The sequence below is a fragment of the Microbacterium sp. 5K110 genome (assembly GCF_005774735.1).
GTDB lineage: Bacteria > Actinomycetota > Actinomycetes > Actinomycetales > Microbacteriaceae > Microbacterium.
Window position 1 is genome coordinate 1 of the sequence record NZ_VBUM01000101.1, and the last position, 11,730, is coordinate 11,730.

General features: G+C 70.3%; 13 protein-coding genes. 2 read left to right on the top strand and 11 right to left on the bottom strand.

The features are described from left to right. Window positions 1–58 precede the first annotated feature (58 nt). The 6 genes from FE256_RS15940 to rpsF form a co-directional block, all read right to left on the bottom strand. Window positions 59–490 carry a cupin domain-containing protein gene (locus tag FE256_RS15940; RefSeq protein ID WP_138177623.1) on the bottom strand — a complete coding sequence of 144 codons (432 nt, stop codon included), beginning with the start codon at window positions 488–490 and terminating at the stop codon, window positions 59–61. Next, entirely contained in the window at window positions 483–1,808 is a 1,326-nt protein-coding gene (locus FE256_RS15945) for an amidohydrolase family protein (protein ID WP_138177625.1), read from the bottom strand. The genes FE256_RS15940 and FE256_RS15945 overlap by 8 nt, the downstream gene beginning before the upstream one ends. 91 nt (window positions 1,809–1,899) lie before the next feature. Beyond that, a complete protein-coding gene (gene rplI, locus FE256_RS15950; RefSeq protein ID WP_138177627.1) occupies window positions 1,900–2,352 on the bottom strand; it encodes a 50S ribosomal protein L9 in 453 nt (150 codons plus the stop codon). A gap of 10 nt (window positions 2,353–2,362) precedes the next feature. Beyond that, entirely contained in the window at window positions 2,363–2,617 is a 255-nt protein-coding gene (gene rpsR, locus FE256_RS15955) for a 30S ribosomal protein S18 (RefSeq protein ID WP_013584646.1), read from the bottom strand. A gap of 101 nt (window positions 2,618–2,718) precedes the next feature. Next, complete coding sequence (locus tag FE256_RS15960; RefSeq protein ID WP_138177629.1) at window positions 2,719–3,231, bottom strand: single-stranded DNA-binding protein; 513 nt, start codon at window positions 3,229–3,231, stop codon at window positions 2,719–2,721. A 5-nt stretch (window positions 3,232–3,236) separates the two neighbouring features. Then, a complete protein-coding gene (gene rpsF, locus FE256_RS15965) occupies window positions 3,237–3,629 on the bottom strand; it encodes a 30S ribosomal protein S6 (RefSeq protein ID WP_138177630.1) in 393 nt (130 codons plus the stop codon). A 188-nt stretch (window positions 3,630–3,817) separates the two neighbouring features. Here rpsF and FE256_RS15970 point away from each other — a divergent pair, with 188 nt between their 5' ends. Then, on the top strand, window positions 3,818–4,909 hold the full coding sequence (locus FE256_RS15970) for a hypothetical protein (protein WP_138177631.1): 1,092 nt from the start codon (window positions 3,818–3,820) through the stop codon (window positions 4,907–4,909). A 233-nt stretch (window positions 4,910–5,142) separates the two neighbouring features. Here the strand turns inward: FE256_RS15970 and FE256_RS15975 are convergent, their stop codons facing one another. After that, window positions 5,143–5,892, bottom strand: a complete 750-nt coding sequence (locus tag FE256_RS15975) for a 3-hydroxybutyrate dehydrogenase (protein WP_138177633.1) — start codon at window positions 5,890–5,892, stop codon at window positions 5,143–5,145. Between the two features lie 5 nt (window positions 5,893–5,897). Continuing rightward, window positions 5,898–7,256 carry an MFS transporter gene (locus FE256_RS15980; RefSeq protein WP_171024380.1) on the bottom strand — a complete coding sequence of 453 codons (1,359 nt, stop codon included), beginning with the start codon at window positions 7,254–7,256 and terminating at the stop codon, window positions 5,898–5,900. A gap of 104 nt (window positions 7,257–7,360) precedes the next feature. Between FE256_RS15980 and FE256_RS15985 the strand changes: the two genes are divergently transcribed. Continuing rightward, entirely contained in the window at window positions 7,361–8,263 is a 903-nt protein-coding gene (locus FE256_RS15985) for a LysR family transcriptional regulator (RefSeq protein WP_252371060.1), read from the top strand. A 60-nt stretch (window positions 8,264–8,323) separates the two neighbouring features. On the opposite strand, the gene FE256_RS15990 is transcribed toward FE256_RS15985, so the two are convergent. From FE256_RS15990 to FE256_RS16000, 3 genes are all read right to left on the bottom strand, one after another. Beyond that, window positions 8,324–9,676, bottom strand: a complete 1,353-nt coding sequence (locus FE256_RS15990) for a carboxylesterase family protein (RefSeq protein ID WP_138177635.1) — start codon at window positions 9,674–9,676, stop codon at window positions 8,324–8,326. Next, the gene (locus tag FE256_RS15995) at window positions 9,673–11,397 is read right to left on the bottom strand and encodes an ABC transporter ATP-binding protein (protein ID WP_138177637.1); all 1,725 of its coding nucleotides are present in this window, start codon (window positions 11,395–11,397) and stop codon (window positions 9,673–9,675) included. Before FE256_RS15995 ends, FE256_RS15990 begins: the two co-directional genes overlap by 4 nt. Further along, a partial coding sequence (locus tag FE256_RS16000) for an ROK family protein (RefSeq protein ID WP_138177639.1) occupies window positions 11,394–11,730 on the bottom strand: 337 nt, incomplete at its 5' end. The genes FE256_RS16000 and FE256_RS15995, both read right to left, overlap by 4 nt.

The window sequence follows — 11,730 nt, forward strand, 5'->3', positions numbered from 1 at the left end:
CCCGAGGCAACCGCGCCAGACAACCGCCCCAGACCAACCGCCCCCGAGCGGCCCCGGCTCAGTCGGCCAGGCGCCAGTCCTCGAAGCTGAACCCGGGCGAGACGAGGCAGCTGACGACACATTCCGCGTCGTCGACGAGGCGTGCGGCCTGCCACACGCCCGCGGGGACCGTGGCCTGCAGCCGCTCCCCCGCCGCGAGGTCGGCGCCGAGCACGACGGCATCCGTGAGCTCGGGAGAGAGCCCGTCGCCGCCGAACGACAGCTCGAGGCGACCCGGGCCGTGCCAGAGCCACAGCTCGTCGCTCGTGACGACGTGCCAGGCGCTGTGCTCGCCGGGCGTCAGCAGGTAGTGGATGCAGGTCGCCGCCGGCCGCACTCCTGCGGGCGTCTCGACCGTGTACGAGCCGGTCCACATGCGACGGAACCAGCCGCCCTCGGGGTGCTGCTCGAGGTCGAGCAGGCGGGCGGTGGCGGGGCGGTCGTCAGTCACGGTGCACTCCGGTCTCTCGGGTGAAGGCGGCGGATGCGAAGCGCACCTCGCCGTCGATGAAGGTCGCCGCCGCGCGCCCGGCGCCGTCGACGACGAGGTGCTCGATCGTGTCGTCGACGTCAGCGGGAGCGATGTCGAAGAACGCGAGGTCGGCCACGGCGCCGACCGAGAGGTATCCGGTGCGGTCGGGTCCGGTGTCGAGCCCCATCGCATGCGCCCCGCCGAGCGTCGCCGCCCGCAGCAGCAGCGCGGCCAGGTCGCGGTTCACGTATCCCTGGGCGCGTGCGAGGCGGTGCAACGCCGCCACGTCGGCGAGCAGGTCGAGCGACGGAGACGACGACAGCGAGTCGGTGCCCACGGCGATCGCATTGCCCTCGACGAGGTACGCGGCCACGGGCGGCTCGTCGAGCCCGATCACCGCGTTCGACCGCGGACACAACGCCACGGTCGTCCCCCGCTGCCGGAGCACCGAACGGTCGCGCGCGGTCATGTAGACGCCGTGCGCGATATGGCAGTCGGGTCCGAGCACCCCGAGCTCGTCGACGAACTCGGTCGCGCCCGTGCCGAAGCCCTCGTCGCGCAGCGCCTGGAAGCTCGCGGGCCGCCGCTCTCGCCACGGCAACGCCTCACCGTGCTCGCGCTCGAACGCCGCCTCACCGAGGTGGATGTGCAGCCGGCTCCCCCGCTCGCGCACGATGTCGGGGATCTCCAGCAGCGGCTCGACGTCGAGCGAATACGGCGCGTGCGGCGACAGGCCGGTTCCGGGCGGCGACGGCAGCGAGTCCAGCCGCGCCTCCACCTCGGCCCTCCCCCGCTCGGCCCACGCGGCGTTCGTCCAGCTCATCACCTCCCAGTAGGTGATGCCGTGCAGCCGGGCGTCGTGCAGAGCGGATGCCGCCTCGACGTCGGTGACGATGTCGGCCACGGCGGTCGTGCCGGCGGCGATCATCTGTGCGGCTCCCGCCCTGGCATCCGCCGCCCAGTCCAAGCCCGACTCGTAGACCGGCTCGAAAGCCTCGGCCCAGTCCTCGAACCCGGTGTAGGAGCCGCGCCCGACCTCGGCCATGCCGGTGTACTGCAGGTGCGAATGCGCGTTGACGAGCCCGGGGGTGAGGATGCCGCGCCAATGCACCTCGTCGAACTCCACGCCGCGCTGGCGCAGCTCGTGGCGCACCCACTCGCGCTCCCCCACGTGGCGGATGCGCCCCCCAGCCACGGCTATCGCCCCGCCCACGATCGGAGGCGCGGTGATGGGGACGACGAGGGATGCCGAATACAGCACGACCCGCGGGCGCTCGGGTGCGCGATCGACGGTCATGCTGCTCAGCCTAGAAGGCGTGCGTTACGGTCTCGGAACGCAGAACGGCCCCGGCCTGCCGAAGCAGAACCGGGGCCGTGTCAGGCGCGAATTACTTCGCGGCGACCACCTGGAGGGTGATCACGGCGGTGACGTCGTCACGCAGGCGAACGGTCGCCTCGTGCTCGCCGACCGACTTGATCGAGGAGGTGATCTGGATCTTGCGCTTGTCGAGCTCGCCCAGGCCGGCAGCCTTGACGGCGTCAGCGACGTCGCCGGTCTTGACCGAACCGAACAGACGACCCTCGGCACCGGCCTTGACGGCCAGCTTGACGGTGGTCGACTCGAGCGAGTTCTTCAGGGCCACGGCGTCTTCGTGGTCGTGGATCGCGCGGGCTTCGCGGGCGGCGCGAATCGACGCCACCTGCTTCTCGCCACCACGGGACCAGGACACGGCGAAGCCCTGGGGGATGAGGTAGTTACGGGCGTACCCGTTCTTGACCTCGACAACGTCACCGGCGCTACCGAGCCCGGTGACCTCATTCGTGAGAATCAGCTTTGCCATCGGGTGCTCCTTAGCGGCCGGCGCCGGCGTAGGGCAGGAGAGCCATCTCGCGCGCGTTCTTGATGGCGCGGGCGATCAGGCGCTGCTCCTGCACGGAGACACCGGTGATACGACGGGCGCGGATCTTCCCGCGCTCCGAGATGAACTTGCGGAGGGTCGCGACGTCCTTGTAGTCGATGACGCCGACGCGGATCGCCTTCGCGGGGGCTGCGTTCTTCGCGCCCTTCCGCGGCTTGCGGCGGTCGCCAGTGGCCTTTCCAGCCATGCTTCCTTCTTTCGTGTGGGTTCGGATGCCGGGGCGGGCGAGCCGCCTGGCGGGTGGCATCCGGAATTTTCGGGGTCGTCACGCCGTGAGGCGCAGCGAGATCAGAACGGGGTGTCGTCTCCGTAGGAACCGGGAGTGCTCCACGCGTCGGCGCCGCCGCCCTGGTTCGACCCGGGGGTCGACCACGGCTCATCGGCGCCCTGCTGGACCTGCTGACGCTGTCCACCGCCGCCACCGGCGCCGCCCGAAGAGGCAGCGCGGGTGACCTGGGCGGTCGCGTAGCGGAGCGAGGGGCCGATCTCGTCGACCTCCAGCTCGATCGAGGTGCGGTTGTTGCCCTCGCGGTCCTGGTAGGAGCGCTGCTTCAGGCGACCGGTCGCGATGACACGGGAACCCTTCGTCAGCGAACCGGCGACATGCTCGGCGAATTCGCGCCACACCGAGGCGCGCAGGAACAGCGCCTCGCCGTCCTTCCACTCGTTCGCCTGACGGTCGAACGTGCGGGGGGTCGACGCGATGGTGAAGTTCGCCACCGGCAGCCCGTTCTGCGTGTACCGCAGCTCGGGGTCGGCCGTGAGGTTGCCCACGACGGTGATGACGGTTTCGCCGGCCATCGTCGTTACTTCGCAGCCTTCTCGGCGGACTCGACCTTGCGGGGAGCGGCAGCCTTGCGAGCGGCCTTCTCCTCGGAACGCTTCGCCTCGGCGGCGACCTGAGCGATGGCCTCCTCGGCGCGGAGGACCTTGGTACGCATGATCTGCTCGTTCAGCTTCAGCTGACGGTCGAGCTCCTGCGTGGCCTCGCTCGTGGCGGTGAAGTCCACGACGGCGTAGATGCCTTCGTTCTTCTTCTTGATCTCGTAGGCCAGACGGCGGCGGCCCCAGACATCGACCTTCTCGATGGTTCCCCCATCGTTGGTGATGACCTTGAGGAACCCGTCGAGCTTCGGAGCGACCTGGCGCTCGTCGACCTCGGGGTCGAAGATGACCATGAGTTCGTACTGGTGCGTCACTAACCCACCTCCTTCGGACTAGAACGGCTGACGGGCATTTCCCGGCAGCAGGAGGGTGTGTTGCACGTCGTCTCGGGCTTACACGCGCATGGGCGTCGCCAGACAACCTTCGTAGTCTAACGGATGCCACTCCCCTGCGGGAATCGAGCCTCTCGGCCGCAGTCCGCGACGCTCGGTAGCGTGGGGACATGAGCGGTACGGCACTGGACACCTCTGCCCTGACACAGCCGGTGGACCGCGCGGAGGTGCGCGCGTTCACGGCCCGACTGCGGCGCGAGGGCAAGCTCACGAGCATCGTCATCACGGTGGTCGGGTTCGTCGTGGTGGGCGGCATCCTGCTGCTGTCGGCGACGCTGCTCGCCGCGGTCGTGAGCTTCGGGCTGCTCGCGGACGGGGACGGGCGGCCGAGCCCCATCGGCATCCTCTTCCTCCTGTTCTTCGTCGCCGCGGTGCTCGCCGTCGGATACGCGCTGGCGAAGCTGTTCCACGGGCGGGCCGAGCGCCGCTACCGGCTCGCGCGCTTCGCCGAATCCAACGGCATGTCCTGGACCCCGACGGTCCCGAACCCCGGCCTGCCCGGCATGATCTTCAGCGAAGGACGCGACCGCGAGGCGACCGACGTCGTGCGCGGACCGCTCCCCCGCGGCGTCGAGATCGGCAATTACACGTACAAGACCGGGTCGGGCAAGAGCGAACAGACGCACAAATGGGCGTACGTCGAGATCCGGCTCGACACGCCGCTGCCCCACATCGTCCTGGATGCCGTGGGCAACAACGGCCTGTTCGGCGGGTCCAACCTCCCGGCGATGTTCAGCCGCGATCAGCGTCTGAGCCTCGAGGGCGACTTCGACCGGTACTTCGCGCTGTACTGCCCCAAGGGCTACGAGCGCGACGCCCTGTACCTCTTCACCCCCGACGTCATGGCGCGGTTCGTCGACAACGCCGCCGCCCTCGACGTCGAGATCGTCGACGACCGCCTGTTCCTCTACGCCCGGCGCGAGCTTTCGACCCTCGACCCCGCTGTGTGGGAGTGGGTCTTCGGCACAGTGGATGCCATCGACGACAAGCTCGCGCAGTGGGCGCGGTGGCGCGACGAGCGCCTCTCCGCCGACGCCGTGCCCGCCGCGTCGGGCGTTCCGCTCCTCACTCCCCCGCCCGCCGGCGTCGCCCGGGAGGGACGCCGGCTGCGCCGCGGGTTCTCGTGGGTCGGGGCCGTGATCGCGGTGCTCGCGATCGGGTGGTGGCTGTTCTCGGTCGTCGTGGACATCATCGGCGGCTGACCACGGGGCGGTCGGTGACGCGCGGCGCGCGCCGAACTCCCGAGATCCGGGCGGCCGCTGATCGGCGGCCTGGGCCGAACTCCTGAGTTTTCGCCGGTAGACGGCTTTCGCCGCGGCATACGGAGGCTGAAGCATCGGATGTCAGGAGTTCGGCCCCGGGCGACCCGCCATCGACGTCTCGGAACTCAGGAGTGTGGCGCACACTCCCGCCCCGGCCGGACACGCCGCTGCGCTCAGTGCGCCGACCAGCCGCCGTCCATGACGTAGCTCGTGCCGGTGACCATCGCGGCATCCGGGCCCGCCAGCCACAGGGCGAGTGACGCAACCTCGGCCGGCTCGACGAGCCGTTTGATCGCGGCATCCTTCAGCAGCACCGTCTCGAGGACCTCGGATTCGGGGATGCCGTGCGCCCGCGCCTGATCCGCGAGCTGTTTCTCGACGAGCGGCGACCGCACGTACCCGGGGTCGATGCAGACGCTCGTGACGCCGCGCGGGCCGCCCTCGAGCGCCGTGGTCTTCGACAGGCCCTCGAGTCCGTGCTTCGCCGTGACGTACGCCGACTTGTATGCCGATGCGCGTATGCCGTGCACGCTCGACACGTTCAGCACACGACCGAAGCCGCGCGCGTACATCCCCGGCAGGGCCGCGCGGATCAGCAGAAACGGCGCCTCGAGCATCAGCCGCAGCATGAACGAGAAGCGCTCCGGCGCGAAGTCCTCGATCGGGCTGACGTGCTGGATGCCGGCATTGTTGACGAGGATGTCGACGTCGAGGCTGAGGTCGGCCAGGGTCGCCGTGTCCGACAGGTCGACCGCCCAGGAGCGACCGCCGATCTCGTCCGCGAGCGCCGCGGCACCCTCGGCGTTGAGATCGGCGACCGTCACGGTGGCGCCGGCCTCGGCGAACGCACGCGCGATCGCGGCACCGATGCCGCTGGCTCCGCCGGTGACGAGGGCGCGGCGTCCGCTGAGGTCGATGCTCATGGTTCCTACTTCCCCCGTGCCGCGTCGGCGGCGTCGATGGCGCGCAGCGAGATGCCGCGCGTCTCCTTCAGCGACAGTACGGCGACCGACGTGACGATGCAGGCCGCCACGATGTACATCGCGATCGGCAGCCACGAGCCGAAGTCGCGCAGCCACTGCGTCGCGAGGATCGGCGCGAGCGAGCCCGCGAGGATCGCGGTGACCTGGGCTCCGAGCGAGACGCCCGAGTAGCGCATGCGCGTCGGGAAGAGCTCGGCCATGACGGCCGGCTGCGGCGCGTACATACCGGCGTGGAACACCAGGCCGATCGAGACGGCGGCGACGATGACGACGGGGTTGAGCGTGTCGAACATCGGGAAGGCGAAGAACGCCCAGGTCGCGCTGAGAATCGCGCCGGCGAGGTACACGGGCTTGCGACCGATGCGGTCGGCGAGACGGCCGAGCGGGGGGATCACGGCGAAATGGATCACGTGCGCGATGAGCAGCGCGAGGAGCAGCTGGCTCGTGTCGTACGAGTGCACGAACTTCAAGTAGACGATCGAGAAGCTCACGACGATGTAGTAGACGATGTTCTCCGCGAAGCGCACGCCCATCGCCTGGACGACACCCTTGGGGTAGCGGCGCAGCACCTCGACGACGCCGAACGACGTGGCCTTCTCTTGCTCGACCTGCTTCTTGGCCTCGAGGAAGATCGGCGCCTCTTCGACGTGCGTGCGGATGTAGAAGCCGACGAGCACGATCACGGCCGAGAGCCAGAACGCGATGCGCCAGCCCCAGTCGAGGAACGCCGCGGGCGAGAGCACGAACGACGTGATCAGCAGCACGGTCGTGGCCAGGAGGTTTCCGACGGGAACGGCCGCCTGGGGCCAGCTCGACCAGAACGCGCGCGTGCGGTCCGGGCTCTGCTCCGCGACGAGCAGCACGGCGCCGCCCCACTCGCCGCCGACGGCGAAGCCCTGGATGAAGCGCAGGGCCACGAGCATCGCGGGCGCCCAGTATCCGACGGAGGCGAAACCGGGGAGGCATCCCATCAAGAAGGTCGCCGCGCCGACGATGACGATCGTCGCCTGCAGCGTGGGCTTGCGGCCGAACCGGTCACCGATCTGGCCGAAGACGATGCCGCCGAGCGGGCGGGCGATGAAGCCGACCGCGTACGTGACGAAGGCGGCGATGATGCCGTCGAGGGGAGACCCCGACGACGGGAAGAAGAACGTGCCGAACACCAGGCTCGCGGCCGTGGCGTAGAGGAAGAACTCGTACCACTCGACGACCGTGCCGGCCATCGAGGCGGCGACGACGCGGCGGATCTTGCTCGTGGGGGCGGTGGGGGAGGCGCTGTGGTGCGCGGTGGTGGGGGATTCCATGCTGCTCCTTCGGTGTCGACGGTGACACCCGCGAGACAGTCTGCGGAGGCACGGACCATGCGGCAATGCCCAATGGTGCGGGTCCTGTGTGCAGAATTGCACACATGGATGCCACGAACGTCCGCGCCGACGACCTCTTGATGCTGCTCGCGGTTGCCCGCACCGGCCGCTATACCGCCGCCGCGCAGGTCCGCGGCGTCGACCACACGACGGTCGCGCGGCGTATCGCCGCACTCGAGGACGCCCTCGGTGGGCGCGTCGTCGCCGCGTCCGGCCGGGGGTGGGAGCTGACGGCGTTGGGGCAGCACGCCGTCGAGACGGCCGGACGCATCGAGGCGGCGATGTCGCGCTTGTCTGGCGGGGGAGAGGAGCCGGATCCGGTCTCGGGCGTCGTGCGGATGTCGGCCACCGACGGCTTCAGCGCCTACATCGCCGCACCCGCGATCGCGGCGTTGCGACAGCGGCATCCGGAGCTGTCCGTCGAGATCGTGGCGACGCAACGGCGAGCGGCGCTGCACCGGCCGGGCCTGGATCTCGAGGTGGTGGTGGGGGAGCCGCAGACCTCGCGCGGCACCGCGACCCGTCTCGGCACGTACACGCTCGGCATGTACGCCTCGCGGGCGTACCTGGATCGCGAGGGTACGCCCGCGGATCTCACCGAGCTCGAGCGGCACCGGCTCGTGTACTTCGTCGACTCGATGCTGCAGGTCGAGGCGCTGGATCTTCCTCGGCGGCTCGTGCCGCGCATGCGCGACGGGCTCACCTCGACCAACGTGTTCGTGCACGTCGAAGCGACACGGGTAGGTGCCGGAATCGGCATGCTCCCGTGCTTCGCCGCCGACCGGCATCCGGATCTGGTCAGGTTGCTGCCCGAAGTCGTTTCCGAACGGTTGCCGTACTGGATGATCGTGCGCCCCGACTCGCTGCGGATCCCCGCCGTCGCGGCCCTGGCCGACGCGCTGTGGGCGCAGACCGCGGCCGCCCAGTCCATGCTCGACGGGGCATGAAGCCCGCCAGCGTGCGTCAGCGCCGCGCTCGGTTGATGCGGATTGGGGAAGGGCTCGGCCTCACAAGCGTTCGCAGAAGGCGCCCGACTCGGCCAGTGTGGCACGCAGCTGCGCGTCACTCGAATCCACGAAACGCGGCTCGCGCGTCCACGCGTAGAGTCCATGAAGGGACGAGCTCCAGTCCGGTTCGCTCGACGGGCGGCCGTCGCGCGCGAACGAGCCCCAGGCGTTCATCATGCGTCGGGACAGGCGACCCGTCGAACGTGAACGGGCGGCCGCCGTTCCGAAGACGAGCGGCAGTTCACCGGAGTGTCCAGGATCGACCCCGTCGACGCCCACGGGATCGAAGACGTAGGCGAACGTCGGGGCGTTCCCGCGTGCTCGGACGACACGGTCGACCGGGGAGCGGTACATGAGTTCCGATAGCACGGCCTCGCGAAGGCGCCTTGCGGTCGGGGTCCGACGGTGATCGTGCTCGAAGGCAGCCGAAAGGTCGGCGACACGAAGGCGTGGGGCGACGTCGTGCAGCAGCGCGTCGAGGGCCCGATCGTCGCCGGACTCCGGTCCCATCCAGGGCAGGGCCTCGCGACGGTTCGATCCGATGAGCAACGGCACGTCCGCTCCCTCGCCCGCGGCGAGCGCGTCGAGCGGGCGCCGCTGCACGAGGGCGCCGTCGACAACCGGTCGGAACGGCAGCGAGTCGATGGGTGCGGATGCCGCGCGCTCGTCGATCACCTGCGTCTGCGCGCGGATCAGGTCGGTGACCGGAAGATCACGCAGGGCTTGCGCGGAGGGAACGCCGGCGGCGTTGACCAGCTGATCGCGGACCTCGGCCGCCGTCGTGGGGGTCAGCGTCCGCTCGGCCGTGCAACTATGCGCGATGACGCGGTGCAGGAGCGAACGTCCGGCCGCCAGAGAGAGGAGCGCGAGCGCGTCCACCCCGCCCGCCGACTGACCCATGACCGTCACCGACGCGGGGTCTCCTCCGTAGGCGCCGATGTTCTCGCGCACCCACCGCAAGGCGGTGAGCTGGTCGTGGAGGGCCGCATTCGCGGCATCCGGGAACGGGTCGTCCAAGAGGAGGTGGCCGAGCGCACCGAGGCGATACTGCACGGCGACGACGACAAGCCTCTGTGCCGCGGCGAGGCGGGCGCCGTCGGTGACGGGGTCAGACGCGCTGCCGCTCACGTGCGCGCCGCCGTGGATCCAGACGAGAACGGGGGCGGTGTCCGCGCCGACGGCCGCCCACACCGTCAGGTGCAGGCAGTCCTCCGAGCCGTCCACGCCGGGTTGCGGAGCGGGAGCCGACAGCCGGTCCGCCCCGCGCGGTTCCGCGACGGGGAGCCGGAAGCGCGCCGCCCGGGCGTACCGGATGCCGCGATCCACGCGCACCGCCCCGTGCGGCGCGCTCACCGCGCCGCCTCGGCGCGTTCCAGCATCGTCCGGTAGTACCCGTCGACGGCGGAGAGGGCGCGGTGATCGCCCTGCTGCACGATGCGCCCGCCGTCGAGCACGACGATGCGGTCCGCGGCACGGATGGTGGTCAGCCGGTGGGCGACGATGAGGGTCGTTCGTCCCGCGCGCAGCGTGGCGAGAGCGTCCTGAACGGCCGCCTCGGACTCGCCGTCGAGCGCGGCTGTGGCCTCATCCAACAGAAGCACCCTCGGATCGCGCACCAGTGCGCGCGCGATCGCCAAGCGCTGGCGCTGACCGCCCGACAGGCTCCCCCCGCGCTCGCCCACCACCGTGTCCCACCCCTGCGGTAGATCGCGGACGAACCCGGCAGCGTTCGCGCCGACCAGCGCCGACCAGACCGTCGCGTCGTCGAGGTCAGGAAGACCGTAGGCGACGTTCTCCCGGATGGTGGCCGCGAACAGGACGGGTTCCTGCGGCACCACCGATACGAAACGTCGGTACGTGCGGCGATCGATCTGGCGGAGGTCGTGGCCGTCGATCGAGACGCTCCCACTCTGCGGTGCCATCAGACCGAGAGACAGGTGCAGCAGGGTGGACTTCCCCGACCCCGACGGCCCGATGAAGGCGATGGTCTCGCCGGGACGGATCGTCAGATCGATGTCTCGCAGCACGGGCTCATGCGCGTAGGCGAAGGTCATCCCCTCGAACCGGATCTCGCCCGACACCCGCGTGAGGGCGGGCTTGCCCTCGTTCTGCTCGATTTCATCGGCGGCGAGAAGCTCGTGCATCGACGAGATCGACTCGCGGCCGCGCGTGATGAGCGGAGCGAGCTGGAACACGGCGACCATCGTCGCCGTGAGCAGCCCGAAATAGCTGCTGAGAAGGATGACATCACCCGCCGACACCGCGACGGTCCCCGTGAGCGCGGCAAGCACCGCGCCGAACAGGCAGGCGAGACTGAGTGTCTGGAAGCTCGCCCACGACATGGCACCGAAGCGTCCGTTGATGCGGTCCAGGTCGAAGCCCGCGGCGCGGACGTGCTCGGCGCTGGTCGCGACCCGCTCGACGGCCACGGCCTCGAGGCCGTGGGCGCGAGTGACCGACAGCAGAGAGCCCATCTCGCTGATGCGTGTCGACAGGTGCTCCACCTCGCGGCGGAACCGTTCGTTGGCGGCGGTCGTCCTGAGCCGCAGCCATCGGATGAGCACGACGGCCACCGGTACGGTCACGGCGAAGAACACGTGGAATGCCGGAGCGCGTACCGCCATGGTGGCGCTCGCCCCCACGAGGACGGACGCCGCGGTGAGGACCGGTCCGAAGCACTGCTGCAGCATCAGTTCGACGTTCTCGACGTCGCGCACGAGCTTGGTCTGCGCGAGCGCACTCGCCGACCGGGAGTGGTAGCTCAGCGAGAGCGTCTGTAGGCGATGCGTAAGGCTACGACGCAGGTCGAGGCCGAGGCCGCGGACCACCGAGAAGTAGGCGCGCACGTAGACGGCGTTCGCCACCACGTTCACGGTCACGACCGCCGCCGCCAGCAGCGCCCACGGGACGAGCCGGTCGGCTGATGCGCCGGTGATGAGCAGGTCGATGACCTCCGCGGTGACGATGGGCAGCACCCACAGGGGACTGTCCTTCACCACGAATGCCACCGCGGCCAGGGCGACACGCCACCGGTGCGGACGTAGGAACGGGCGCAGGGTGCCGAGAGCCGTCACGGCGCCACGGGTTCGAGGGAGGCCGCGCCCCCGTGGAGCGCGAGGGCGGCCGCTCCGAGCAGCGGCCCCTCGTCGCCGAGACCCGAGGGGGCGATGCGCACGCGGCGGGCGTAGGCGAAGAGCGCGTTGTCGTGCGCGGAGCGCCGCACGATGTCGACGTAGTCGGGGCGGACGCGCGCGAATCCCCCGCCGATCGCGACCGACTCGAGATCGAGCAGGGTCGCGGTACTCGCCACGGCCTGTCCCACGAGTCGCGCCGAGCGTCGCGTGGCCTCCTCCGCGATCGGGTCGCCAGCGAGGACGCCCCGGGCGAGGTCCTCGCCGCTCCTCCCC

Excerpts from the sequence above, each read along its gene's own strand:
- rpsR (WP_013584646.1), bottom strand. The coding sequence starts at position 2,617 with ATGGCTGGAAAGGCCACTGGCGACCGCCGCAAGCCGCGGAAGGGCGCG.
- rplI (WP_138177627.1), bottom strand. The coding sequence starts at position 2,352 with ATGGCAAAGCTGATTCTCACGAATGAGGTCACCGGGCTCGGTAGCGCC.
- FE256_RS15975 (WP_138177633.1), bottom strand. The coding sequence starts at position 5,892 with ATGAGCATCGACCTCAGCGGACGCCGCGCCCTCGTCACCGGCGGAGCC.
- FE256_RS15970 (WP_138177631.1), top strand. The coding sequence starts at position 3,818 with ATGAGCGGTACGGCACTGGACACCTCTGCCCTGACACAGCCGGTGGAC.
- FE256_RS15945 (WP_138177625.1), bottom strand. The coding sequence starts at position 1,808 with ATGACCGTCGATCGCGCACCCGAGCGCCCGCGGGTCGTGCTGTATTCG.
- FE256_RS15960 (WP_138177629.1), bottom strand. The coding sequence starts at position 3,231 with ATGGCCGGCGAAACCGTCATCACCGTCGTGGGCAACCTCACGGCCGAC.
- FE256_RS15985 (WP_252371060.1), top strand. The coding sequence starts at position 7,361 with ATGGATGCCACGAACGTCCGCGCCGACGACCTCTTGATGCTGCTCGCG.
- FE256_RS15980 (WP_171024380.1), bottom strand. The coding sequence starts at position 7,256 with ATGGAATCCCCCACCACCGCGCACCACAGCGCCTCCCCCACCGCCCCC.